Below are 25,145 nucleotides of genomic sequence, written 5' to 3' on the forward strand. Positions count from 1 at the left end.
TCCGTATGTAAATATTTAATTATCAATTACTTTTATACAATATCGACAAATCTTACAGAAGAGAGCCTCAGAGAGGCAGATTCTTAAAGTAAATGCGTACTCGCTTTTTGTTGCGGATGGCATACTACTTCTTTTGATAATCTTCCAATAGAAACATACTGTTTGTTATTATATTCGTACCTTTGTAAGGTGATTTTTGAAGTAACATAATGCGTTTGCAAGCTCCTTTAAAAATACCGAAAGTTAAAATAAAGAAAACCAATAAAAATAAGTGCAGTCTTTTAGAGCAAACAGACTCCTTTTAATAAAAAGGAGATGTGTCTTTGCTTAAAATAATATGATACAGATTGACGCTTGTAAAAATGGGGATAAGGAAGCCCTCGGAGAACTCTATACGACATACGCTAATAGACTTTTAGACGTGTGTCGACATTATGTAAAAGATGATCTTTCAGCTCAAGATATTTTGCATGATGCATTTATCATTATTTTCATGTCTATCCGAGATTTGAAGGATGAATCAAAATTGGAAGGTTGGATGATAACAATCGTAAGAAATCTATCCTTAAAATATCTCCAGAGCACAGAAAAAGAAGCCATTCCTTTATCTTACTTGGATATAGAAATTCAGGAAACAGCATGTGAGGAACGGAAAAGTATTGAGTTGGGACTATTGTTGTCAGCGATAGAATCCTTACCGGAAGGGAATCGTGAAGTTTTCAAGCTCTCCGTCTTGGAAGGTCTTTCCCACAAGGAGATAGGAGAACTGCTCGGCATCAATCCACACAGTTCCTCTTCTCAGTTGTTCAGGGCAAAGAAAACATTGCGTGCAATGCTGATTAACTATTGGATGCTCTTCCTGTTCCCAATTCTGATACCGGTTTATATATATATCGCTACGAGAGATAAAACTGTTGAGACTTCCGATAACAGACCTACAGCTATAAACACTCATAAGAGTCAATCAAAATATGTTCAAAAAGGATTAGGAACTCTGAAGAAAGAAGAGTCAAGATATTCTACCTCGCCAAGTACCACCGGTAATGATGGCAGAGTCTCTGCTGGTGCGATTGTCCCTGAAGGAAATATTGCTTTGCAAGTATCAACAGATAGTGCTAAAACGGAACAACGAATATTACCCTTTAATGTGGATTCCCTGCAAAAACATTTGGCTATAGGTATCGGAACAAACGATTCTTTATACTGCATTCCACAAACACCACAAGATAAGATGATAGCATTGAATGAAAGAATGAACTTCAATGTCTGCAAGAAGAAGAAGTATCCGTGGACATTCAATTTAGGTTATTCATCCAATGCCGGTGCAAATGCAGCCGTATCGAATTTGAATTATCTGTCACTTGTAGATTACGCCAACGGTGGTGCGACAGCCAAACTTTACACTTGGGCAGATTTAGAAAACTATTATACTCGGAATAATGCTTTGATGGATTCTGTCGAGAGAGCGAGAATGTCCTTGATACTGCGTGACCATCCAACAGATGACAACAGTTCATTGGGGGAGGTCGCACATCATTTCCGTCCTAAGACCTTTGGTCTTTCCATCAACAAGCAATTAAGTCTAAAATGGACATTCGGGACAGGTATAACCTACACCAGACTAAAATCTGAATTTGAAAGCAAGTATCACAAGGCAAGACTGGTGAAAACCCAGGAAATAGATTATGTGGGCATACCATTGAGACTGACCTATCAGATATGGAACAAAGGACGATTCAACGCATATACGACAGGTGGTATGGCATTTGAAACGCCTGTCCACAGTTCGCTTGAAAAGAAGTACATCATAACAGCCGACTCGTCGTACACGTTGAAGAGGGACATCAAGCCACGTTATCAGTGGTCTGTAAACTTAGGTGTCGGTGTGCAGTACAAGCTATTTAAGCCTTTCAGTCTATATCTGGAACCAAACATATTCTACTACTTCAGAAATAGCAGTAACCTTGAGACTTACCGCACAGAGCATCCGTTCATCATAACGGTGCCATTCGGATTGCGGCTTACTTGGTAAATGGAGAAGATGGGGAAATAAAAAGTCATGAATACAGTGCAGTCTTTCAGTAGTTTTCTGCTCTTAACAATAAAAGACAAAACTCAAAAGAGAGAATGTACAGTATTTATGACTACATCCACAACGGAATTGTATTTGTCAATAATGTAGTACGCAGACAGCATAAGGAACTCACATCCCTGATGATATATTCCACAACAAGCTGTCAGTCACGTTGCAAGCACTGCGCCATTTGGAAGAAACCTATAGAAAATCTCAGCTTAGAGGACATCATCAAAATAATGAACAGCAAATGTGTAACGAAACGCACGATGGTCGGTTTGGAAGGAGGTGAGTTTATTCTCCATCCCGAAGCAGACAAGATATTAGGATGGTTTGACACTAATCATCCCAACTATACGCTGCTGTCCAACTGCCTTGCTGCAGACAAGGTAATTTCTTTCGTAAAGAATCATCATCCCAAACATCTATACATATCGCTCGATGGCAATAGAGAAACCTATCGCTATATGCGTGGGAGAGATGGATATGACAAGGTGATTAAGGTTATAGAGACATGTAAAGACATCGTGCCTATCTCACTGATGTTCTGTCTTTCTCCATGGAACTCGTTTGAAGATATGAGGCATGTCATAGATTGTGCCCAACAATACAACATCGACGTGCGTATCGGCATTTACAGCACAATGTCATTCTTTGACACAACCAAAGATTTAATGGAATCCAATGATGCTGATTTCATCAGCCAGATACCCTCTTCCATACATCAAACATATGAGAACTTTGACTTTGTAGCTTTGTATGACGAGTGGAAGAATAATAGACTGAGACTGCGGTGTCATAGTATTTTTAGTGAATTGGTCATCCATTCTAATGGAGACGTTCCCTTGTGCCAAAACCTTGATGTGATATTAGGAAATATACATGAGAACACGCTTGACGAGATATTCAACTCAAAAAAGAGCTGCGAAGTCCAGTATCAACACTCTAAAGCGTGTAATCAATGCTGGATTAACTATCATCGTAAATACGATATTATCCTGTTGAGAAATTTAGAAAGAATAATCCCCAAACGGCTGATAGAGTTGTTTTATGGGAAGTATCAATGGACCAGTAATAGGAAAACCACCTATAAGAAACATTTCAAACGAATAACAGCATAGCTAAAATGGGATATTTAGATAACATCATAGACAGATACAAGCGCATGCGCAGCATGAGAGAACTGCGCCGCACCTACACACAGCAGTATGCTCTTGTGGGGCTTGGCAATCATTGTGCAAACAACCTGCTGCCCGTCATACAGTATCTTCAGTTGCCACTGAAATATATCTGCTGTACCTCTGAGAAGAAAGCTGAACTGATTTCTCAAAAGTACAAAGGAGTCAAAGGTACAACTTCTTTACAGGATATCCTGCTTGATGACACGGTCTCGGGAGTCTTCGTGGCAGCTCATCCGCATTCACATTTCCAGATTGCAACCGAAGTTATCAAAGCAGGTAAGTCCTTATTTATAGAGAAACCTCCCTGTGAGAATGAAAGAGAACTAAAGGCTTTGACCGATACTATCAAACTATATGGCTCACAACATATCGTTGTCGGACTGCAAAGACGTTTTGCCCCTGCCACTCAAATTCTGAAAAAGCGATTGAAAGGTGATGGCAAACGGCATTACCATTATCGCTATCTGACAGGATTATACCCTGAAGGAGATACTTTACTTGACCTGTTCATCCATCCTCTTGACTATGTAACATTCCTTTTTGGAGAGGCAAAGATAAAGAGTTTGGATGTTATTCGCAGTAGAGATGGTGGCCAGACGTTATTTCTTGTATTGGAGCACCAAGAGATAACAGGAATGTTGGAACTCTCAACAGATTATTCTTGGCAAGAAGCACAGGAACAGCTAAATGTCAGTACAGATAAAGGACTTTATGTGTTGGAAAAAATGGAGCGACTTGATTTCATGCCGAGACGCTCTGCGATGTTAGGGATTCCGTTGGAGAAAGCCTTTCCAAACAATGGGGCGACAATTTGTCTCTATGGAAAAAATAACTTTGTCCCAACTATTGGGAATAACCAAATCGTTTCACAAGGGTTTTTCTCTGAAATCAAGACTTTTGCCGACATGATTGAAAACAAGCATGAGGCTAATTATGCTTTGGGCTTGGAAAGTGTTAATCATGTTTATTCGTTAATGGCAGAAATACATAAATACACAAGCAAGAAATAATAGAAAATCACGTCTATATAAATAATAATATACTAAATCCATGTAATTATGAAAAAAATATTTTATAGTCTTCTGTGCATCATTGGACTGTCTGCATGTTCAACAGAGAATGTTGCCCTTGATTCATTAAAAGTTTATGATGTTGCAAATTCTATTTGCAAATTAAGTCTCTCTCCAACAGAAACACGTCCTGATTTTTATGTAGAAAATAATGCTATGCCAGCAACATTAAGTATAGAGTTGGGCAAAGAGGGTGTAGCCCAATGTGTGTTGGAAGATGTGAAAGCCAATTGTGCCGTAAAAAATATTTATGTGAATATTGCTAATCAAGATAATCAAATTACCCTTGTCGTGTACCATAATGTCCTTGATGCACTAGCCGATTGCATTTGCAAATACGATGTTTGTTTTAAGATGAGCAAATTGACGGAAGGAAATTATCATCTGAAAGTGTATTATGCCAGACCGAATATGAAATATGATGAATCTAATACTGCATATAATGGACAGGTAAATATGGTTCAGAATAAGAAAGTCTCTGTAAAATTCAATCCAGAAATAGGTTTGCCAGAGAATTAAAAATGTAGGTCTAAAATATATGGCACTTGGGCTGGTATGTATCAGCTTAAGTGCCATTTAGTATTGTCAATATTCCAACCTTATTTTATCTTTTTCCCTGTAGCTATATTTTAACATTCTCTCTAAGTCTGAAACCTTATAGAGTACGCGAGTTCGGGATAAGGCTATCGGACTATAAGCCTCTTTGGGGCTATTGGATGAGATTCTCTTATTCCTAACTCGCGTATAGAGTATCTTCTCTGCAAATTGTGTGTAGGGGATAATATTCCTAACATCTCTCAACGCCGAAACGACCAGCTGCATCTCGTCCGTCTTTATGTTTCTTTTTATATAGAACGAATTTTGTAGATTTTACCACTGTATGGTTGTGTTGTAACTGTGATGGGAGTGGAAGAAGAAAGACGGGTATAAAATGTCTCATTAGAAACTAAATCCTCGGCCATCACGTTTTGTTCAGCCATATTCAGACAGTCAAACGCATGTTGTGGGATATGAATACTGCAGGAGATAGACTTTTCGGAGAAATTAACGATTACAAGTATTATGTCTTCGTCTTTTTTACGTAAAAAGGTATAAAGATGCTCTGGCATGAAATGCTCTGAAGCCGGATTCGCATACATGAGATCGAAGAAGTCGCCCTCACGTATAGCTTTCTCGTCATTAGCCAATAACATGAGTTTTTTGTACAAATCTTGTAAAGAACGCATTTCGGGTGAGAGACGACGACGGTCGGTATAAGCGTAGTTCAGTGTGGGTAAAGCCCAATAATCAAAAATCGTTGTACGACCATTACAGCCACTGAAACCTTCCTCATCCATGCCTCGTTCTCCCACTTCCTGTCCGGCATAGAGCATGAAGGGATTTGTACGCAACATGAGACTAACAATAACGGCAGGTAATGCTTTTTGGGGGGCGCCACAGAAGAAATCACTTGCGATGCGGAGCTCGTCGTGATTCTCAAGAAAATACAGCATGTGGTGGTTGATGTCATCTGTAGATTGCCACTGTTGGGTGATAGAGGAAGCAGGACGCTTCTGACGAACGACATCAGAAAGACAGTCGTACATACCTACTTTATCATATAGGTAATCGAACCCACTATGCAGATAAGTGCGATATTGCTTAGGGTCATACACCTCACCAATGAAAAGAGTATCGACAAAAGATTCTTTCACACGGGTTGTAGCATATTCCCAAAAGGGTGGGGGAACCATCTCTGCCATGTCGCAACGGAACGCATCAACTCCTTTGGATACCCAGAAAAGTAGAATATCTGTCATCTGTTGCCACGTGGCAGGCATAGGGGAGAAGTGCTCGGAACGTCCACCTGCATCACAGTAGTCAATACCATAGTTGAGTTTTACCGTCTCGTACCAATCATTTGCACAAGGATGATTGTCAAATCTGTCATTTCCTGTAGCTTTAGCTGGTATTTCCACATAGGGATCTTCACCATTTATACTCAATGGAACAGAAGGAGCAAAAGGCTCATTCACACAGTAGTAGAAGTTATTTTGAGGAAAGAATCCCATGCCAATGTCATCGTGCTCACCCAAATCAGTCGTATTTTGGGGGTTTGTGATAGAATGATACTCACGTGCTACATGATTGGGTACGAAGTCCAATATCACTTTCATACCGGCTTTATGCGTCCTTAGAATGAGTGCCTCCAATTCATTCATACGTTCAGCGACATCTTCCGCTAAGTCAGGATCAACATCGTAATAATCGACAATAGCATAAGGAGAACCTGCTTTGCCCTTTACGATTGCAGGATGTTGATGCGGTATTCCGTAGGAAGTGTAATCAGTCTGAGTAGAGTGGCGTATAATGCCGGTAAACCAAATATGGGTAATGCCCATATCGTGGATACGTCTCAATACATCAGAAGTAAAGTCATTCATCTTCCCACAACCATTTTCGGCAATCGTTCCATGTTGTTTACGTGTCATGTTACGATTGCCGAAAAGACGCGGAAAGACTTGATATATCAATATCTTATTGTCTGCCATTGTCAACTGCTTAACTTTCGATACCGTGCACATTCATGGTCTTGTCAATACGACTAACCATCCCTTGTAGTGCAGCACCTGGTCCGCACTCTATGAACTCATTAGCACCGTCAGCAATCATGTTTTTTACACTCTCTGTCCATCTTACGGGAGAAGTGAGTTGGGCTATAAGATTGGCTTTAATCTCCGCTGCATCAGTATGTGGTTTTGCATCTACATTCTGATATACAGGACATTTAGGAGAAGAAAAGAGTGTTTCCTCAATAGCTATTTGTAATTCTTCTTTAGCAGGCTGCATCAAAGGAGAATGGAATGCGCCACCCACTTTCAATGGAAGGGCACGCCGTGCACCCGCGGCCTTCAGCTTCTCGCATGCTTCGTTAATAGCTTCTACATTTCCGGAGATAACAAGCTGACCTGGACAATTGAAGTTGGCAGCTACGCAGATATTGCCAGGCTTATTTACTTCAGTACATATTTCTATTACTTTGGCATCGTCTAAACCGATGATAGCTGCCATCGTTGATGGAGTAATCTCACAGGCTTTTTGCATGGCCATAGCACGGGCATAAACCAATCGTACTCCATCTTCAAACGTTAATGCACCCGAGGCTACAAGAGCAGAGAACTCTCCTAAGGAATGGCCTGCTACCATGGAAGGGGAAAAATTATCGCCCATACATAGGGCACTAATAACACTATGTAAAAAGACTGCAGGCTGCGTTACTTTTGTCTGCTTAAGTTCGTCATCCGTTCCAGTAAACATAATGTCAGTAATTCTGTATCCTAAGATACTATTGGCTTTCTCAAAGAGTTCCTTTGCCAAAGGATTAGTCTCATAAAGTTCTTTACCCATACCCACAAACTGGGCTCCTTGTCCTGGGAAAACAAATGCTTTCATTATCATTTAATTTATTAATTAAGAAAGAATTAGGCTGCAAAGATACAATATTTATTGTAAGGAGACAAATTGCCCAGTGTCTTTTATTCTATGAAGTATCGTCAATTTATCATAATCCCGATTAACGGAAATATAATGAAAACTATTATCGGATACGATTAGCGGCTTGCACAAGTCTCTCATCGGCCAAAATTCCTCGATGTGCCATGATATAAAAAATCCCTACAAATAAAGGGATACATGCAGTGAAAGAAAATCGGAAAGTTGCATGAGGATGAGGCAATACCAAACCGTATGTAATATAACTCGCATACCAAATCGCTATTAATACTATATTTACCATGCAAAGGCGGCTCTGTAATATGCGGTTCTTGTATAAAAAAACAGTTAGCAAATTAATGGGACACGTAATAAGTAATACTCCAAATAGCGGTGCAACGGAGAAATCTAATACTCCGGTTTTCAAATCTGTTATCCAAAGGTTATACATAACCGTATCCATTCCCATGCCGACAGACTGCCATCGGCCTATGGGTAGGCACAGACATACGACTGTAAGTATAAACGCAATAAGCAAAAAGATGGTTTGCTTTCGTTGTATCATCGGTTGTTTTCAGTTTGTTTATCTTTTGAAGGATCACGAAAATATATGTTTTCGTCTATAAACTCCTGTGTGGCTAACAGTGTAGATTTAGGCAGTTTTTCGTAATAGCGCGATATTTCTATCTGCTCGCGATTCTCGAACACTTCTTCGAGGCTGTCATTGTAAGAGGCGAATTCTGCTAATTTCTTACTCAAATCTTGTTTTATTTCTGCCGAAATCTGATTAGCACGTTTTGAAATAATCACTACGCTCTCGTAGATATTCCCTGTTTCTTGGCACAAATCCATGATGTTACGGGTAACGGTGTTTGTCGGTGCCTTTGATTTTTTATAGTCCATACTTTATTATTGTTTTATTATTCTCCTGTGATTACTCTTTTGTATATTTTTTGCACTGTGCAATATATTTCTCTGCTGTATCCCTCTCGCGTGAATCGGGATATTCATTAATGAATCCATAACATTCATCTTCTGCATCCTGATAGCGTTCCAAACGTTTTGAGTCCACACTTTGTTCTGCTAATTCAAATTTACTTTTCATAATCAGTAGTGCGAAATCTTCGCGAAGATTAGAATAAGGATAGTCTTTCAAAGCATTCTGTGCCGTAATGATACATGCTTCATAATTACTTCCTCCGCTGGTACAATTACCAAAATACGACCCTAAATTATAGTAAAGCTTTGCTGAAAGATACTCTTTCCTTACCAATTTATCTTGTAGGTCAAATAGTCTTTGTTGAGCAGCGCTCTTTAATTTGGAATCCTGATAGAGATCAAGATACTCTTGATAAGCTGCGATGGCAGATACTGTAGCACTTTGGTCGAGACGTGGTTCCGGCGTACTGCGATATAAACTCTCACCAATATAGAAGGCAGCAGTCTCTGCATAAAAGCCTTTTGGATAGCTTGTACAGTATTTCTTAAAGACTTCAGATGCTCCTTCATAATCTTTGCTGCAATATTCAGCCATCCCTAACATGAAAAGACATTCTTGAGCATTATCCGTTCCTTTCTCTATATGGATAAGTTCATTGAGCAATGTGATGGCGCGTTGATACTTTCCTCTGGCGAAACACTCTTTGGCATATTCATATTTATAATTGTAATCGGTAGACCTATACACCAAATTGAACTCATGTGCGCAGCTCGTGAGGAGTAAAAGACCACATATCGCGGTGAGAAAACTATTCTTCATACTTCAAACTTTAGTGTGCAAAGGTATATATTATTCCCTTAACAGCAAAGTATTTGAGAGCGATTTTCATAAAATAGCAGCCTTTATAACGTTTGTTATTGAGAAAATCACTAATTTTGCGGGCAATGAATGCATTCAGTTTAACATCCCGATATTCACCTACAGGCGACCAACCCGAAGCTATTCGCCAACTGACCGAAGGTTTGATGCGTGGGGATAAAGCGCAAGTATTGCTTGGTGTGACGGGTTCGGGCAAAACGTTTACCGTTGCCAACGTCATTGCCAACATGAATAAGCCTACCCTCGTGTTGAGCCATAACAAAACTCTGGCAGCACAGCTCTATGAGGAGATGAAATGTTTCTTTCCCGACAATGCGGTAGAATATTATGTTTCGTACTACGATTACTATCAACCAGAGGCTTATCTTCCTTCAACGGACATCTATATAGAAAAGGATTTATCCATCAACGAAGAAATAGACCGCCTTCGTCTCTCTGCTGTTTCGGCGTTGTTATCGGGAAGAAAGGATGTAATTGTTGTTTCGTCTGTCTCTTGTATCTACGGAATGGGCGGCCCGACGGCCATGGAGAAAAGCATCATTCATTTCAAACGTGGGCAGAAAATCGACCGTAATACTTTTCTAAGGCAGCTGGTAGATGCGCTTTACACACGCAACGACATTGCTCCTGCAAGAGGTAACTTCCGAGTAAAAGGCGATACGGTAGACGTATTCATGGCCTATTCCAATAATATTCTCAGAGTTTCTTTCTGGGACGACGAGATAGACAGCATCGAAGAACTCGATACTGAAACCTATCATCAATTAGCTTCTTTCGATGCCTATCAAATCTATCCGGCCAATCTTTTCGTCACTTCCAAGGAGCAAACGAAAATTGCTATTCGCCATATTCAAGATGATTTGGTGGAGCAGATACGCTATTTTCAGGAGCGTGGTGAAGATTTGCAGGCACAGCGTATCAAAGAACGCGTGGAATACGATATGGAAATGATAAAAGAATTGGGACATTGTTCTGGAATTGAAAACTATTCCCGCTATTTCGACGGTCGCCAAGCCGGACAACGCCCCTACTGTCTACTCGACTTTTTCCCAAAAGATTATCTGATGGTTATTGACGAAAGTCATGTCAGTGTGCCACAAATCTGTGCGATGTATGGAGGTGACCGTGCCCGGAAGACCAACCTTGTGCAATATGGTTTTCGGCTTCCTGCCGCTTTTGACAATCGTCCTCTGCGGTTTGAGGAGTTCCAATCCATGATTCATCAGGTAATATACGTCTCGGCAACACCAGCTGATTACGAGTTGAACGAGGCCGGGGGTGTGGTGGTAGAGCAGGTTATCCGCCCCACGGGCTTGCTTGACCCCACGATAGAAGTGAAACCCAGCGAGAACCAGATAGACGATTTGTTAAACGAAATACAGCTATGCACAGAAAAAGGAGAAAGGGTGTTGGTAACGACACTGACCAAACGCATGGCCGAAGAATTGACGGAATACTTATTGAACCACGACATACGGGCAAACTACATACACAGTGATGTCTCGACACTCGACCGGGTACAGATTATGGGAGACCTCCGTGCTGGTGTCTACGATGTTCTCGTGGGTGTGAACCTGCTGCGCGAAGGATTGGATTTACCCGAGGTATCGCTCGTTGCTATCCTTGATGCCGATAAGGAAGGTTTCTTGAGAAGTCATAGGTCGCTCACGCAAACGGCCGGACGCGCTGCCCGAAACATTCATGGGAAAGTAATCATGTATGCCGACACTGTCACAGAAAGCATGCAGCGCACCATTGCTGAAACGGAAAGGCGGCGTACCAAACAAATTCAATATAACGAGGAGCATCATCTGCATCCCCAACAGATTGTAAAAGAAATACGGAACGGATTGAGAAGTATCCATCAACCGACCGACAAAAAAGAGCAACGCTACGCACCGTATATTGAGCCAGACCGGATGATAAGTGTGGCTGATCCCATCGTAAAGCGCATGACGCGACCTCAATTAGAAAAGAGCATCGCTCATACACAGAAACTCATGAAGCAGGCTGCTAAGGAACTCGATTTTATACAAGCTGCACAATACCGAGATGAGATTCTTAAGATGGAGAAAGAATTGGAAATGAAATAAAAGACGGGAAGCATTTGGGACAAATCCTTTTTCGGAACGCTTGCGGAAGCTCCGCAAGCGCTATTTTTTTGTTTTGTCATTTGCATAGGCTATGCAAGCACCATTTTTTTGTTTTGCCATTTGCATAAGCTATGCAAGCACCATTTTTTGTATTTTGTCATTTGCATAGGCTATGCAAGCACCATTTTTTGTATTTTGGCATTTGCATAAGCTATGCAAGCGCCGTTTTTTGTATTTTGGCATTTGCATAAGCTATGCAAGCGCCGTTTTTTGTATTTTGTTATTTGCATAAGCTATGCAAGCGCCGTTTTTTGTATTTTGTTATTTGCATAAGCTATGCAAGCATCGTTTTTCGCATTTTGGCATTTGCAAAAGAAAATAAGAACGAGGGATGTGTCGGATAAACACCATCCCTCGTTATATTCAGAATTGTTCCAATACAGGGAAATTTCCTATATGACCTATTCTTCTTAGGCCGTTTGCAATTCCTCCTTATCGTTTTTCTTACTCATTGTCAGATAAGCAATCGGGGCAGCAATAAAGATAGATGAGATGGTACCGAATACCACACCCAGAATCATTGCAAAGGAGAAGCTGCGAATACTATCGCCACCAAGGAAGAAGATACTGAGCAAGACAATGAGTGTAGAGAACGACGTATTAACCGTACGGGCAAGCGTTTGGTTTATCGAGTCGTTGAACAGCGAACGATGTCCTTGCTTCTTGTGCAGGTTGAGGTTTTCTCGGATGCGGTCAAACACCACCACCTTGTCGTTGATAGAATAACCGATAACGGTCAGAATGGCACCGATAAAGGTCTGGTCAATCTCGAGCGAGAACGGCACCACTTTGTAAAGCAGTGAGTAAAGTCCGATAACCACGGTAGCATCAATTGCCAATGCAATCGTCGACCCCAAGGAGAAAGATACATTACGGAAACGGATGAGAATGTAGATAAAGATGGCGATGATAGCCAACACAACACTCACAATAGCTCCATAGGTAATGTCTTTTGCCACAGAAGGTCCTACCTTTGTACTGCTGATAATGGAACCGCCCTTGCGGATGTCGGGGTCTTTGAATGCCTCGACACTCTTCTGGGTCACCATTCCGGCTTTAGAGAGAGCATGGAAGAGAATGGTCTCTGCCTCATCGTCCACCGTCGGGCTGTTGGACTCTATCTTATAGTTGGTCGAAATACGAATGGTCTTGCCATCAGTACCCAGTGCCAATGCTCCGGTATTAGCTCCCGGGAAAGCTTTTGCCAAAGCTGCACGCACTTGTTCCGGCTCTACGGGCTTCTCAAATTTCACAACATAGTTCCTACCTCCTGTAAAGTCGATGCTTTTGCTCAAACCATTAACAAAGAAACTGCCAATGAAAATCACAATAGCAACTGCGCAGAACAGGAATGAAGTCTTAGATGCCTTCATGAAATCGAAGTGCACGTTTTGCAATAGATTCTTAGAGATAGGTGTCGTAAAGGTAAGGTTGCGCCACTTGTCTTTCTTCATACGGTTTTCATAAACCAACCGTGTCAGGTAAACGGCGGTAAAGAATGAGCAAACGATACCGATAATCAATGTCGTGGCAAAGCCTCTGATGGGGCCGGTACCAAAGACATAAAGAATAATACCGGTAAGTATGGAGGTAAGATTGGAGTCGAAGATGGCCGAGAACGCATTGCTGTAACCGGCAGCAAGTGCCTGTTTGATATCCAATCCCCGTTTCATCTCTTCCTTAGTACGTTCATATATCAACACGTTAGCATCGACGGCCATACCCAAAGTCAATACAATACCTGCGATACCGGGCATCGTTAAAGCCGCTTGGAATGAGGTCAATATACCTAAAGTGAAGAAAAGGTTCACCAAAAGAGCGATATTGGCCATCATACCCGGGATGAAGTTATACATGACAATCATGTAAACCATCAGTATGATGAAAGCAATAACGAACGAAACGATACCTTGCTGTATGGACTGAGCACCGAGTGTAGGTCCTACCACCTCTTCTTGTACGATACGGGCAGGTGCCGGCATACGTCCGGATTTAAGCGTATTGGTAAGGTCTTTTGTGTCCTCGATAGTAAAGTTACCGGAGATTTGGGAGTTACCTCCATCGATTTCATTGCTTACACGTGGTGCACTATACACTACCCCATCGAGAACAATGGCAATAGCCTTTCCTATATTATTCTTTGTAAGTTGTGCCCAAAGACGTGCACCTTCGGAATTCATGCTCATGCTCACACAAGGACGTCCCATTTGGTCGAACTCGTCTTTGGCATCCGTTACCACATCGCCCTCCAACGGAGCACGTCCTGTGGCCGAAGTCACCTTGATAGCATGTAATTCATATACATTCTTATTATTCAATCCGTCAGCCGGCTTAGCACTCCACAATAGCTTCATGTCAGAGGGAATAATTTCTTTAGCTATCTCGGAGTGGATAATCTTGTCAATGGCAGCAGTATCTCTTACGTGTGCATAGCCTACAAGACTCAACGACTGTCCGCCTGTGGGTTGGAAAATAGAAAGCAACGGATGCTGTTTCTTTGCTGCCTCCTGCTGTGCATCAAAGCTCTTTGCTGCCACATCGGCTGTTTTCGTATCTTTCTTGATTTGAAATTTAGCTGCAGGCTTAGCCGTTGTTTGCGTGGCGTCCTTTGGCTTTGAAACACTGTCTGCTTTCGTTGCGTCTGTCGAAGTTTCACCATTGGCCATACGTTGGTCGAGTTGTGTAAGGTAAGGCATTACTTCTTGGCTGTTATAAGTCTCCCAGAACTCGAGGTTGGCACTACCTTGCAAGAGTTTACGAATGCGTTCCGGCTCGCGTACACCCGGCATTTCAACCATTATTCTGCCTTCTTGTCCTTCGAGTTTCTGTATATTGGGTTGTACGACACCAAACTTATCAATACGGCTTCTCACAACGGTATAGGAATTGTCGATGGCAGCCTCTACTTCAGAACGCAAGGCTTTTTCCACCTCGGAGTCAGAACTCTGCGTGGTCACTTTCCCCTTTAATTGCTGTGTGGCAAAGATTTCTGCCAAGCGATGGCCGGGGGCATTCTGATGATAGTACTTGATAAATAGCGAGATGAAATCGCTTTGGCTCGTTTCTTCTTCTTTCTTGGCCTCATCCATAGACTTTACAAAAGCCATGTCTGTTTTGTGGTCGGCCAATACTTCGATAACATCAGGTACTGAGATTTCGAGGATTACGTTCATACCTCCTTTGAGGTCGAGGCCTAATCCGATTTGTGTCTCGAGGCATTTTTGGTAAGAGTAAATGCCCAAATACTTGACAGAATCTTTATAATCCTGCTGTGCAATCGGATCTTTTATCTTCTCTGCTTCTTTATCATAGTAGTTCGTTGCCACTGAAAAAGACAAATAGAAGATGCTTGCAAGCGTCAGTAAGACGGCAGTTACAATTACAATTCCTTTGTTTTGCATTTTGATTTATATTAAATTTATTGTTTTCTCATTCGTAATTAAGACGTGCAAAGATAATGATTTTTTTACTTTTTGGAAAAACATTGGCAGCTTATTATTTAAAAAACTACTCTTTTTCTCGTTTTTTCAACCAGCAATAAATAGGATAATGGTCAGAGTGTTTCATCTTGTTATCTACCTTACAGGCATAAGGTATCCACTCATCGGAACACATGATATTGTCGATTCTCACATACATCCTGTTATCGTGATAGGAAATACCCGGTCCGTTTCCTGTGGCTATGTAGCAATCTGTCAGCACATCTCCCAATGTGGTACGGGTGTATGACAACGGATTGTCGTTGAAATCGCCACAGAGTATGATGCTATGTCTCTTATTTGCTTTCACGAAAGCTGCCACAGAATCTGCTTGAGGGGCACGGGTGGCCGTAGAAGTGGCAAGTCTGTCAATAAGCCTCTGCGACTCTTTACGTGCCATATAAGCCTTTAATTCACCTTTCAGCATGCGTTTGAACTCTCGACGCTCATTCAGTGTCAGTCCTGTTCCTTCAAAATGGTTGTTGATAACGATAACAGTATCGCCATGGATGTTGAGCATATAAGCCATAGACATATTATATATAGACTTATACCGTATCTGTTTGCGTGACAGAATGGGGAACTTACTGAAGAGTGCCAAGCAGGAACCATCGCGTCCTTTATAAGTGGTGTCGCAATAGGCATATTGCTTTTTCAATCGGTGCATCACATCTGATGGGATGGGAAATTTGAGACTTGCCTCTTGTAGGCACAATATGTCGGGATTTGCCTTGATAATATCATCGGCGATGGGATTGCTTTGTCCCTCCGGCACTTCCCATGGCAGAAACATGCACACATTGTATGACATAACCATAATTGCTCCCTCTGGCTTTTCCTGCGGAACATTGAACGGCATATAAGTATGTACAGGACTATAGGCCAATATGAAACCGGCAACAGGCAAGAGTGCCCCTTTTACTTTGAAAATGAGCCAGAAAAACAGGAATGCTATGTTTACGAATAAGAAAACGGGGAAAGTTAGACTGATATTGGCTATCAGCGGATGCCCCACAGGATTGATACGACCCGAATATCCCACAAGAAGCATCAGAACAATGCTCACGATATTCGCACCGGCAGCAAAATACAATGTAAATGCTTTCAGCTTTCTCATCGTTTATTATCCGTCATTTTCGATTACCGGCATTAAAGAGTTTTTCTTTTTCCTCTGCCGTCAGACTGTCATATCCGCTACGTTTAATCTTATCGAGTATGCGGTCTGTTTCTTCCTCTTCTGCCTTCTTCCGTGCGTTATATTCCCAATCGGATGTCCGTTCGTCAGAGCGGTGTTCTCCATCGGTTCTGTTTGACGTATGCTGATGCCTTTCCCAAAAATCTTTCAGTTTATCAAACGTCTCTCCCCTGCTACTATATCGGCCGGCACCGGTTCCTCCGTTAGGGTGTTTTTGCCAATACTTAATCATAAAATAGCCGAAGAGCATCCCCCCTAAATGAGCGAAATGGGCAACTCCATCGGAAGAGGTTCCCAATGCAGAGAACAATTCAATACCGGCGTAAATCATGACAAACCACTTTGCTTTGATAGGGATGGGAAGCGGAAAGACGAAGATGCGTTGCTCGGGATATATCATTCCGAAAGCCAAAAGGATGCCGTACACTGCACCAGAAGCACCTACGGTTGTCCAGCCGTTCAGTTGCGAAGACATACTCTGTGCTATATGGAATACATCTGAAAAGCTTACGCCTGCATACTGGTCAGAGATAAGAACATAGAACTGTACGAACTGTGCTACTTCCTGCAAGAGGCCTGCCCCTACCCCACATGCTATATAATAGAAAAGAAATTTCTTCGGCCCCCACGCATTTTCTACAACACAACCAAACATCCATAAAGCAAACATGTTGAAGAAAAGGTGTGCCCATCCTCCATGCATGAAGAGATAAGTAAAAAGCTGATAGATGCCGAAATGGGAGGCCGGAAAGAAATGCAATCCTAATAACCCGTTGAGGTCTATCCCCCGTATTCCGAGCACATATGCAGCTAAAAATACCAATACATTGATGATGAGTAAGTTCTTTGTGATGGTGGGAATATTGTTCATTTTATCTGTGTTCATTAACCATTTAAACCGCGGCAAAATTACGAAAAATATCCGTTATCATGCAAGAAAAACCTTTTTGGAGACCAAAAAACATGGAAATAGTCATTTTTTCTTTTTTTTTTTGATTTGTGAAAGTATTCTTTTATATTTGCCGAACAAATTGTAGAGAAATCTTTTACAAATAACATTTTAACAACTAAGAAATTATGAACAAAACAGAGTTAATTGATCAGATTGCCAATGGTTCGGGTCTGACGAAAGTTGATGCAAGAAAGGCACTTGATGCCACAGTGAAAGCTATTAAAGATGCACTTGTTGCTGGTGATAAAATCGCTCTTATCGGTTTTGGTACATTCAGTGTAAACGAGCGTCCTGCACGCGAAGGTATCAACCCCGCAACCAAGCAAAAGATTAAGATTGCTGCTAAGAAAGTGGCTAAATTCAAAGCCGGCGCAGAATTGTCTGACGCAATCAACTAAAATTACGCCAAGGCAACACGTCGGTAGCGTTCTTTTTAAAAGATTTCAACAGACGGTTCTTTTACTGAAAGAATACGTTATCACAATACAAAGAATACCGACAACGGAAGTAAGGCAGATGAACTTTTTGTTCATCTGCCTTTTTCGTACATTCAAACGAAGACGATAGGGACAATGAAAAGATATTTCCTGCAAAAATACATATAACGAATTGGAGAACAGACACATAAGGGCGTTTTGTAAAAGCTATGCTTTTACACTGTCAAAGCATAGCTCTGACACGCTAAAAGCTAAGTTCTTAGCGTGTAAAAACTTAGCTTTTATTTTCCCGTCTCTGCCTTAGCAGAGAACAGGATGGAAGAGGTGGCACTTGAATTAGCGCACAACCTTTGTCATATTGAATGCTGATATTTTGTTTTCCGGCGACACTTTGGCCGAAATCTTGTAAGTAGCAAATTTTTCTTTATCGGCATCGGATCGATCAATATTTTGTTCGGCGGTGAATTGTACGTTGTATTCGTACTCGCCATCACCGATTTCTTTTTTAGAAATCTTATAGCCGCTACTTACTCTCCAGTTCATGCTGTTGATGTCTTCCTTATATATCTTTCTCATGAAACTGATCACATCGCTCTTTGTGGCACTCTGTTTTCCAAGGAAAGACGACATAATGCTGCTCACGGTAGCTGTGAGTTCGTCCTCGTCTCGCTCGTTGATGCTCTGGAAAAACTGCCGGAACAAATTGCCAATCATTTGTTTTTCTTCCGGTTGCACGTCAGAGGCTTTCACTTTATCAAGGGCGGCCTGCGCCTCTACCACAAATTTCCCGTCGGGATGGTCTGTGATGTATTGATGATAACCCTCTTTGGTGTTCTTCTTTCCGGCAATATCCCAATCAATAGCATCTATTTTATCAAGGGCTTCTGCCTTGTGGGGGCTTTCGGGATTCTTTGCCAGATAGGCCTGCAGGGCTTCTTTCGAGTTGCTGATAACGGCATCTGTCCATTCTTGGTCGCCTAACTTAATAAGTGCAAGATGTGCCTGAATAGAATCGATATGAGCTGTGGGAGCATCTTTGTATCTGTCGAGATAACTCTGCAAAACCATAGGGTCGGTACTGCGCATTGCATATTCATAGTCCTCAAACTCTTTGTCGTGTTGTGCTCCGTTGTAAAAGAAAAAGCCTACGAGACAAATTGCTGCTGCAATGATTGCTGCTGCAATAATGAAAGGTCGATAATTCTTTTGGGGAGCAGAAGGTAGAGAAACAGGAGCCGCAGGCTCGGGGCGGACAGTGGAAGGCTCCTGTACCGGAGATTGGGAGGTGGTCGCATGACGATGGAAATGACAGTGAGGACAGGTGTCGGAATCACTGAAATACACTTCGCCACATTGGGGGCAGGTGGTTAGTTTACCTGCGATCTGTACGCCGCAATTAGGACAGTTGGGCGCTTTGTCACTGATGGATTGTCCGCATTCGGGACATTTGATGATTGCCATATTATATGAGTTATTGGTGATATCGTATCAATGGTGTTTGAATTGCAATTCTCTCAACCGATGAGACCCCATGAGCCGGCTCTTGTCGATGTATCCGTTTACGCCGTTGATATGCCCTTTACCGGTATATTGCCATGCGAAGATGTCGCGTTCGTCGATGAGTTTCGGCTCACGTTGGGTGTATTGCGCAATCATAAGCTTGTAGCCGTCGAGTTTTCCTACGAGATAGCGATTGTAGAAATTTGTACCCGTATAGACAAGTGGCTTTTGTTTGTAGGCTTTTTCCACGAGGTCGAGAAATTTCAGAAGCGAGTCGCAAAAGGCTTGTGTTTCTAATCCGCTCTTGGTTTCGACATCTATCATAGGTATCAAATCTTGGTCGGAAGGGCGACATTGTTCCATGAAATTGCTGAGTTGTTTTGTCAAATCCGTCTTGGGACGAAAGAAATGATAGGAACCGATCTTTAGGCCATGCTGGTGGGCAAGGTCTATATTGCGTGCATATTTAGGGTCTATACGGTCGCCTCCTTCAGTAGCTTTGAGATAAACGTATGCCATCTTGCTGTTGCTGCCGATTGTTTCCCAAAAGACATTGCCTTGGTAATGACTCAAATCAATACCGTGCACATGTGTGCAAGTATCTTCGCACTGTACGAGCTCTTGTGCCCCAAGGCCGAGAAAGCTCCATAAAGCAAGGATAAGTGTCGTATATCTCTTATTAATATTCATAGTTGCAAAGATACGGATTATAATCGGATTGAGAAAAGACGCAAAGGATAATTTGCGATGTGGAGGGCTAATTTGTGCTCCCTTGGGAGATTTGTCGGATGAAATGTTGCCAAAGAAAAACGAGAAAAAGAAAATGCAAGAAAGAAAGAGGAGAAAAAAATCTGTCATAAAATCTTACAAATCACATAGACTTCCACGCGCTGAAAGGAATAAAAAGGATAGAAAGAAAACATTGAGACCTGAAACAAAAAAGAGAGAAATCCATGCTATAGAAGCCATTTTTTTACCGTTTTTCACGAATAAAAGGTGGAAAAGCGACATTTTCTTATAAAAAAAGATGTAAATACTTGATAAAGTTCTAATTTTATTCTATATTTGCGAGATAGTGCAGAGTTCATTTACTAAATTAACATCTAATATTATTCGAGTATGGCTAAGTATAATATTACAGTGAGAAAGAATAGAGAGGCTGCTTATCGAACCTTAGTAAGCCCTAAAATCATGGATGATATCAAGGAACAAATACTGGATGTCATCTTAATTCAGAAGAAGTATAAAGACAAGACTTATTCTGCAAAGAGACTGGCAGAGGATTTGGGTACGAATACCAGATACATCTCTGCCGTAGTAAATGTGAGATTTCACATGAATTATACCTCGTTTGTTAATAAGTATCGCATTGATGAAGCAATGGCTTTATTGGTAGACAAGAGATATCAAGACCTGAACATGGAGGATATTTCAGACATGGTGGGGTTTGCCAATAGGCAGTCTTTCTATGCTTCATTCTATAGAATAAATGGAATGACCCCACGTGACTACAGGGTGAAATACAACACGCTGCGGGAAGGGAAGAAGAAAGGGGGAAAAGCAACGAAGAAGTAACTGAAGCGAGGTAGTTTCGGTAATTTCTTATATATTACGGTTAATCAAAGAGTTGGACTAACCGCATGGATTTACGGGATAATAGGTATTGGAAATGGTAAGAGATAACATCACGAAAGAAATGATTCATTACTCAGAAGAAAAATTTGCTGATTTACAACTATTAAGGTACGAGTTAAAGGGATTTGACGGACTTTCCGCACGTCAGAAAGCATTGGTGTATTACCTCTCTGAAGCCACACTTTCAGGTAGGGACATCACTTTCGACCAATTCGGGAAATACAATTTGCGCATTCGGAAAATGCTTGAAGCAGTGTATTTATACTATCGCGAGAAGCATCAAGACGAATCATTCAGGGCATTGGAGATATATCTGAAACGGATATGGTTTTCCAATGGCATCTATCATCATTACAGCTGTGATAAAATAAAACCGGAGTTTGAGGCATCCTATTTAGGAGAACTCATCGACAATATGCCCTCTGATGCCTTACCTTTGCAAGAGAATGAAACACGAGAGGCATGGAAAGCAGAAATATTTCCCGTGATTTTCGATGCTACGGTATTACCTAAAAGGGTGAACAAGGACGCCGGAGAAGATTTGATAACGACTTCTGCATGTAACTTTTATGAAGGGGTGACACAACAAGAGGTGGAAGAATTTTACGGCATGATGAAGCAAAAAGCAGACAAAGAACCTCCATCTTACGGACTCAATTCAAAACTCGTGAAACGTAACGGAAAAATCGAAGAAGAGAAATGGACAGCTACGGGACGTTACGCGACAGCCATCCATCAGATTATCTCATGGCTGGAAAAAGCCGAAGCTGTGGCGGAGAACGAGCAGCAGGCAGAAGTAATCAGGCTGTTGATATCCTATTATCGCTCGGGAGACCTCAAGACATTCGACAAATACTCCATAGCATGGGTGAAAGAGCAGAGTGGCGACATAGACTTCGTAAACGGTTTTATTGAGGTTTACGGAGACCCTTTGGGGCTGAAAGGTTCATGGGAGGGAATCGTGGAATACAAAGACAAAGAAGCAACCCTGCGTACACAGACTATCAGCCGCAACGCACAATGGTTTGAAGACCATTCTCCCATAGACAATCGCTTTAAGAAGAAAATCGTAAAGGGCGTATCGGCGCATGCCGTATGTGCGGCCATGCTGGGTGGAGACGAATATCCCTCTACAGCCATCGGTATCAATCTGCCCAATGCAGATTGGATTCGAGCCGAATACGGCAGCAAAAGCGTGACGATAGTAAACCTTACCGAGGCATACAACAAAGCCGCCAAAGGCAACGGATTCTTAGAAGAGTTTGTGATAGACTCCCCTACCCTTGCGCTGATAGACCGCTACGGAGACCTTTGCGACGACCTACATACCGATTTGCACGAATGCCTCGGACATGGCAGCGGTCAGCTGCTGACCGGCGTAGACCCTGATGTATTGAAAGCCTATGGCAACACCATCGAAGAGGCACGAGCCGACTTATTCGGTCTTTACTACATGGCCGACGAAAAACTCGTGGAGTTGAACCTCTTACCCAATATCGAAGCACATCGCGCCCATTATTATACTTATATGATGAACGGATTGCTCACGCAGACAGTAAGGATAGAATTCGGCGACAACATAGAAGAGGCGCACATGAGAAACCGTGCCTTGATTGCCAACTGGTGTTATGAGCAGGGAGAAGATGCCATCGCCGTCGTGGAGCGAGAGGGGAAACACTATCTGCAAATCAATGATTACAAACGCCTCCGCAGCTTGTTTGCCACACTCTTGCGCGAGATACAACGCATCAAAAGCGAAGGCGATTTCAATGCAGCAAAAGAGCTGGTAGAACGATATGCCGTCAGAATCAACCCCGTATGGCATCGGGAAATCCTTGAGAGATACGAGCATTTACACCTCGCGCCCTACAAAGGTTTCATCAATCCTGTCCTAACACCCGTTTACGGACAGCACGGGGAAATAGCGGATGTCAAAGTGGACTACACCGAAAGCTACACCGACCAAATGCTCAGATACGGTCGCGAATATGCCACACTGATATAAAGCCATAGAAACATGACAACAAGCCAAACCATCAAAGACAAAATACTAAAGATAAAAAGCACTTTCCGGCTGCTGATGAACGGTGTCGCATCTCATTCCATGCGACAGAAAGGACTGGAATACCATCTGAATTGGGGCATCGATTTCGTGCAGTTGAAGAGCATCGCCAAAGACTACGGAAAAGATGAACCGTTAGCCATTGCCCTTTGGAAAGAAGACATACGTGAATGCAAGATATTGGCCACGCTCATCATGCCACCCGAACGCATGCTTCCCGAACTGACGGAGATATGGTTAGAACAAACCCTATCGCAGGAAATAGCCGAAATGTCGGCATTCAATCTATACCAGCACGTCAGCTACGCCTCCACCCTCGCCTTTCAATGTATTGCCGACGGGCGAGACATTCGCCAGATATGCGGTTACAATATCCTCTCGCGCCTGTTCATGAAAGGGCAATATCCCAACGAAAGAAGCATTGACGAATTTCTTGACCAAGCACATACCGCACTTCAATCCACCAACATTGCCGTGCGCCATGCGGCCATGAACTCCCTCAAAAGATTTGCACAAATGGGAGAAGAATACGAGAAGATGGTAATGAAATAACGCCTCACCACCTTCCCCACCTTTCCTCCAAAGCCTTAACAAACAAAAAAAGCGAGTGGTACGCATCATCACGATGCGTACCACTCGCTTTGTATATATATAAAGGTATTTTTTATGCTTCTTCCGCATCATCATGGCAATCCTATGGCTGAACAAGTGGCTTGTGGGCTTCGCATCAGTTGCTCAGTACTAAAATCCTCGATTATTTGGCTTTCCAAAGGGGATTACCAGCCCATATAGTATTTCCGGAATTAAGATAGAGTGTCGTGTTATCAAAATCGAATGTCCACTGGTATCCAATACTCGTGGAAGTAAGACAATAAGCTGAGGAACAGGTGTAAAAGCCTTTTATACCTAAAGAAGTGAGAATGCCAGTAGAAGCATGATACAAACCTCCCCCCTCCCGATATTCTCCCAATGCGGGCAGATAGAAATATTTCTTGATTTCGGTGGCCGAAGGTATGCCATGACCGATAGGCTTTTGGGGACCTAGTCCTCCACCGGCATCAGGGTGTATCAAAGACTCAGGGTCGTTTTGCACACCCGGATAAGTGTTTTTAAGTGCAGCTACTGTGGTGGAGTTCTCGTCTGCAATCACTTTTTGCTTCTTAATCCATACGCCGCCACGATAGAACTTGCCGCGGAAAGCGAAAACGGTTGCGTCGTCCCAACGCACGTCACCCTTGTCGTAATACCATGCCAGCTCCCACACATTAGGGCAATCTTTGGCCGACTGCGTAGCATATTGGAACGTGTTGCCATAACCGTGTAAAAATGTCCAACCCGGAACATTGGGAGCAGTAAAATGGGGCAAACGAGTGGCGTCGGGTTGAGGATTTGAAGGTGGAAGAGGAAGCCACTTTGGCGCATCGTCGGTATTGTACTTTCCTGTATTGTAATCAATAGCGGTTTTTCCAAACCACATATCTTCCTGTGCATCCCAGAGATAGTATTTCGTATTGGAATAATCTTCAAACAGGTGGGCGGTGACGGGATAGAGGGTGTTGGCATGGTAGTCTTTGGCATCGAGATGCTTCACGATGGTGCCGGTGTTGCCAGTGTTGGTGTTCTTCACGGTGTATTCCACAGTGAGCGTGTGCGTGCCCGGGGCAATCACCATGTAGGAGGCGTTGCGGGCTTGGTCGGTGGCGGCGTTGGTGATGTCGAAATTACTGATGCCGAGGGTGATGGTGTTCGACGAACCCGTGCCGGTGAGACCGGTGGGGGTGAGGGTGTAGTTGCCGGCAATGTTGTTGTCGGATGTCACCTTGATGCTCGTCAGCACCCAGCCCGTACCCGTGGCGTTGGTGGTGCGGGGCAGAAAGCAGAGATAGGCAGACCGGTGGGTGAGCGTGAACCCATACTTGCCGGCACTCGTGCGCGTGGCTAAGGCTGTGCCGCAATCGCCATATGTGCCGATGTGGCTGGTGGTGTTGGGGGTGCCTTGTGTCTGTGTGGTAGCGATATTTACCGTGTTGTGCGATGTGCCGTTCGTGCCCGTGTAATACACGTTGTAGTTAGGCGCATTGAAGGTGCCCGAGGTGAACGTGAAACGGCCGGTGGCA

At 42.7% G+C, this 25,145-nt stretch carries 22 protein-coding genes; 10 read left to right on the top strand and 12 right to left on the bottom strand.

Going from position 1 to position 25,145, the window contains the following annotated elements:
- The first annotated feature begins 337 nt into the window (after positions 1–337).
- The 4 genes from HMPREF0658_RS01710 to HMPREF0658_RS01725 all read left to right on the top strand — a co-directional run bounded on the left by HMPREF0658_RS01710 (position 338) and on the right by HMPREF0658_RS01725 (position 4,844).
- The gene (locus HMPREF0658_RS01710) at positions 338–2,032 is read left to right on the top strand and encodes a sigma-70 family RNA polymerase sigma factor (RefSeq protein ID WP_006948115.1); all 1,695 of its coding nucleotides are present in this window, start codon (positions 338–340) and stop codon (positions 2,030–2,032) included.
- Positions 2,033–2,127: 95 nt separating this feature from the next.
- On the top strand, positions 2,128–3,195 hold the full coding sequence (locus tag HMPREF0658_RS01715) for a radical SAM/SPASM domain-containing protein (RefSeq protein ID WP_006948118.1): 1,068 nt from the start codon (positions 2,128–2,130) through the stop codon (positions 3,193–3,195).
- 5 nt (positions 3,196–3,200) lie between these two features.
- A complete protein-coding gene (locus HMPREF0658_RS01720) occupies positions 3,201–4,265 on the top strand; it encodes a Gfo/Idh/MocA family protein (protein ID WP_006948119.1) in 1,065 nt (354 codons plus the stop codon).
- A gap of 48 nt (positions 4,266–4,313) precedes the next feature.
- The gene (locus tag HMPREF0658_RS01725; RefSeq protein WP_006948120.1) at positions 4,314–4,844 is read left to right on the top strand and encodes a hypothetical protein; all 531 of its coding nucleotides are present in this window, start codon (positions 4,314–4,316) and stop codon (positions 4,842–4,844) included.
- A 326-nt stretch (positions 4,845–5,170) separates the two neighbouring features.
- Here the strand turns inward: HMPREF0658_RS01725 and HMPREF0658_RS01730 are convergent, their stop codons facing one another.
- The 5 genes from HMPREF0658_RS01730 to HMPREF0658_RS01750 all read right to left on the bottom strand — a co-directional run bounded on the left by HMPREF0658_RS01730 (position 5,171) and on the right by HMPREF0658_RS01750 (position 9,555).
- Positions 5,171–6,856 carry an alpha-amylase family protein gene (locus HMPREF0658_RS01730; RefSeq protein WP_040557611.1) on the bottom strand — a complete coding sequence of 562 codons (1,686 nt, stop codon included), beginning with the start codon at positions 6,854–6,856 and terminating at the stop codon, positions 5,171–5,173.
- Between the two features lie 10 nt (positions 6,857–6,866).
- Positions 6,867–7,757 (bottom strand): ACP S-malonyltransferase, encoded by an 891-nt coding sequence (fabD, locus tag HMPREF0658_RS01735; RefSeq protein ID WP_024991118.1) that lies wholly within the window; start codon positions 7,755–7,757, stop codon positions 6,867–6,869.
- Between the two features lie 145 nt (positions 7,758–7,902).
- Positions 7,903–8,361 (bottom strand): DUF4293 domain-containing protein, encoded by a 459-nt coding sequence (locus tag HMPREF0658_RS01740; RefSeq protein WP_006948124.1) that lies wholly within the window; start codon positions 8,359–8,361, stop codon positions 7,903–7,905.
- Entirely contained in the window at positions 8,358–8,699 is a 342-nt protein-coding gene (locus HMPREF0658_RS01745) for a DNA-directed RNA polymerase subunit omega (RefSeq protein ID WP_006948125.1), read from the bottom strand. The genes HMPREF0658_RS01740 and HMPREF0658_RS01745 overlap by 4 nt, the downstream gene beginning before the upstream one ends.
- Before the next feature lie 31 nt (positions 8,700–8,730).
- Entirely contained in the window at positions 8,731–9,555 is an 825-nt protein-coding gene (locus HMPREF0658_RS01750; RefSeq protein WP_006948127.1) for an outer membrane protein assembly factor BamD, read from the bottom strand.
- A 125-nt stretch (positions 9,556–9,680) separates the two neighbouring features.
- On the opposite strand from HMPREF0658_RS01750, the gene uvrB reads away from it, so the two are divergent.
- On the top strand, positions 9,681–11,708 hold the full coding sequence (gene uvrB / locus HMPREF0658_RS01755; RefSeq protein ID WP_006948128.1) for an excinuclease ABC subunit UvrB: 2,028 nt from the start codon (positions 9,681–9,683) through the stop codon (positions 11,706–11,708).
- Between the two features lie 470 nt (positions 11,709–12,178).
- Here uvrB and secDF read toward each other — a convergent pair whose 3' ends face one another.
- The 4 genes from secDF to HMPREF0658_RS01770 form a co-directional block, all read right to left on the bottom strand.
- Positions 12,179–15,115, bottom strand: coding sequence for a protein translocase subunit SecDF (gene secDF, locus HMPREF0658_RS01760; protein WP_374188094.1), 2,937 nt, complete (start codon positions 15,113–15,115; stop codon positions 12,179–12,181).
- Positions 15,075–15,179, bottom strand: coding sequence for an SWIM zinc finger family protein (locus tag HMPREF0658_RS12005; protein ID WP_374188093.1), 105 nt, complete (start codon positions 15,177–15,179; stop codon positions 15,075–15,077). Before HMPREF0658_RS12005 ends, secDF begins: the two co-directional genes overlap by 41 nt.
- A 96-nt stretch (positions 15,180–15,275) precedes the next feature.
- Complete coding sequence (locus tag HMPREF0658_RS01765) at positions 15,276–16,364, bottom strand: endonuclease/exonuclease/phosphatase family protein (protein WP_006948131.1); 1,089 nt, start codon at positions 16,362–16,364, stop codon at positions 15,276–15,278.
- Positions 16,365–16,377: 13 nt separating this feature from the next.
- Positions 16,378–17,313 (bottom strand): rhomboid family intramembrane serine protease, encoded by a 936-nt coding sequence (locus tag HMPREF0658_RS01770; RefSeq protein ID WP_024991117.1) that lies wholly within the window; start codon positions 17,311–17,313, stop codon positions 16,378–16,380.
- 206 nt (positions 17,314–17,519) lie between these two features.
- Here HMPREF0658_RS01770 and HMPREF0658_RS01775 point away from each other — a divergent pair, with 206 nt between their 5' ends.
- On the top strand, positions 17,520–17,792 hold the full coding sequence (locus HMPREF0658_RS01775) for an HU family DNA-binding protein (RefSeq protein WP_006948133.1): 273 nt from the start codon (positions 17,520–17,522) through the stop codon (positions 17,790–17,792).
- 375 nt (positions 17,793–18,167) lie between these two features.
- On the opposite strand, the gene HMPREF0658_RS01780 is transcribed toward HMPREF0658_RS01775, so the two are convergent.
- Together HMPREF0658_RS01780 and HMPREF0658_RS01785 are read right to left on the bottom strand one after the other, a co-directional pair.
- Positions 18,168–19,292: a zinc ribbon domain-containing protein gene (locus HMPREF0658_RS01780; RefSeq protein WP_006948134.1), complete on the bottom strand. Its 1,125-nt coding sequence runs from the start codon at positions 19,290–19,292 to the stop codon at positions 18,168–18,170.
- A gap of 27 nt (positions 19,293–19,319) precedes the next feature.
- On the bottom strand, positions 19,320–20,021 hold the full coding sequence (locus HMPREF0658_RS01785) for a glycoside hydrolase family 25 protein (RefSeq protein WP_006948135.1): 702 nt from the start codon (positions 20,019–20,021) through the stop codon (positions 19,320–19,322).
- A 28-nt stretch (positions 20,022–20,049) separates the two neighbouring features.
- Between HMPREF0658_RS01785 and HMPREF0658_RS01790 the strand changes: the two genes are divergently transcribed.
- The 4 genes from HMPREF0658_RS01790 to HMPREF0658_RS01805 all read left to right on the top strand — a co-directional run bounded on the left by HMPREF0658_RS01790 (position 20,050) and on the right by HMPREF0658_RS01805 (position 23,580).
- Positions 20,050–20,352, top strand: a complete 303-nt coding sequence (locus HMPREF0658_RS01790) for a hypothetical protein (protein WP_139047695.1) — start codon at positions 20,050–20,052, stop codon at positions 20,350–20,352.
- 98 nt (positions 20,353–20,450) lie between these two features.
- The gene (locus HMPREF0658_RS01795) at positions 20,451–20,906 is read left to right on the top strand and encodes a helix-turn-helix domain-containing protein (RefSeq protein ID WP_006948137.1); all 456 of its coding nucleotides are present in this window, start codon (positions 20,451–20,453) and stop codon (positions 20,904–20,906) included.
- Positions 20,907–21,027: 121 nt separating this feature from the next.
- Positions 21,028–22,971 (top strand): dipeptidyl-peptidase 3 family protein, encoded by a 1,944-nt coding sequence (locus HMPREF0658_RS01800; RefSeq protein ID WP_169302851.1) that lies wholly within the window; start codon positions 21,028–21,030, stop codon positions 22,969–22,971.
- Positions 22,972–22,983: 12 nt separating this feature from the next.
- Positions 22,984–23,580, top strand: a complete 597-nt coding sequence (locus HMPREF0658_RS01805; RefSeq protein ID WP_006948139.1) for a DNA alkylation repair protein — start codon at positions 22,984–22,986, stop codon at positions 23,578–23,580.
- Positions 23,581–23,782: 202 nt separating this feature from the next.
- On the opposite strand, the gene HMPREF0658_RS01810 is transcribed toward HMPREF0658_RS01805, so the two are convergent.
- A partial coding sequence (locus HMPREF0658_RS01810) for a hypothetical protein (protein WP_006948141.1) occupies positions 23,783–25,145 on the bottom strand: 1,363 nt, incomplete at its 5' end.

The sequence above is a fragment of the Hoylesella marshii DSM 16973 = JCM 13450 genome (genome assembly GCF_000146675.1).
In the GTDB taxonomy this organism is placed as follows: Bacteria; Bacteroidota; Bacteroidia; order Bacteroidales; family Bacteroidaceae; genus Prevotella; species Prevotella marshii.

Bases quoted from the DNA above. Each gene is read 5' to 3' on its own strand.
- HMPREF0658_RS01710 (WP_006948115.1), top strand. From the start codon at position 338: ATGATACAGATTGACGCTTGTAAAAATGGGGATAAGGAAGCCCTCGGA.
- HMPREF0658_RS01715 (WP_006948118.1), top strand. From the start codon at position 2,128: ATGTACAGTATTTATGACTACATCCACAACGGAATTGTATTTGTCAAT.
- HMPREF0658_RS01720 (WP_006948119.1), top strand. From the start codon at position 3,201: ATGGGATATTTAGATAACATCATAGACAGATACAAGCGCATGCGCAGC.
- HMPREF0658_RS01725 (WP_006948120.1), top strand. From the start codon at position 4,314: ATGAAAAAAATATTTTATAGTCTTCTGTGCATCATTGGACTGTCTGCA.
- HMPREF0658_RS01730 (WP_040557611.1), bottom strand. From the start codon at position 6,856: ATGGCAGACAATAAGATATTGATATATCAAGTCTTTCCGCGTCTTTTC.
- fabD (WP_024991118.1), bottom strand. From the start codon at position 7,757: ATGAAAGCATTTGTTTTCCCAGGACAAGGAGCCCAGTTTGTGGGTATG.
- HMPREF0658_RS01740 (WP_006948124.1), bottom strand. From the start codon at position 8,361: ATGATACAACGAAAGCAAACCATCTTTTTGCTTATTGCGTTTATACTT.
- HMPREF0658_RS01745 (WP_006948125.1), bottom strand. From the start codon at position 8,699: ATGGACTATAAAAAATCAAAGGCACCGACAAACACCGTTACCCGTAAC.
- HMPREF0658_RS01750 (WP_006948127.1), bottom strand. From the start codon at position 9,555: ATGAAGAATAGTTTTCTCACCGCGATATGTGGTCTTTTACTCCTCACG.
- uvrB (WP_006948128.1), top strand. From the start codon at position 9,681: ATGAATGCATTCAGTTTAACATCCCGATATTCACCTACAGGCGACCAA.
- HMPREF0658_RS01765 (WP_006948131.1), bottom strand. From the start codon at position 16,364: ATGAGAAAGCTGAAAGCATTTACATTGTATTTTGCTGCCGGTGCGAAT.
- HMPREF0658_RS01770 (WP_024991117.1), bottom strand. From the start codon at position 17,313: ATGAACAATATTCCCACCATCACAAAGAACTTACTCATCATCAATGTA.
- HMPREF0658_RS01775 (WP_006948133.1), top strand. From the start codon at position 17,520: ATGAACAAAACAGAGTTAATTGATCAGATTGCCAATGGTTCGGGTCTG.
- HMPREF0658_RS01780 (WP_006948134.1), bottom strand. From the start codon at position 19,292: ATGGCAATCATCAAATGTCCCGAATGCGGACAATCCATCAGTGACAAA.
- HMPREF0658_RS01785 (WP_006948135.1), bottom strand. From the start codon at position 20,021: ATGAATATTAATAAGAGATATACGACACTTATCCTTGCTTTATGGAGC.
- HMPREF0658_RS01795 (WP_006948137.1), top strand. From the start codon at position 20,451: ATGGCTAAGTATAATATTACAGTGAGAAAGAATAGAGAGGCTGCTTAT.
- HMPREF0658_RS01800 (WP_169302851.1), top strand. From the start codon at position 21,028: ATGATTCATTACTCAGAAGAAAAATTTGCTGATTTACAACTATTAAGG.
- HMPREF0658_RS01805 (WP_006948139.1), top strand. From the start codon at position 22,984: ATGACAACAAGCCAAACCATCAAAGACAAAATACTAAAGATAAAAAGC.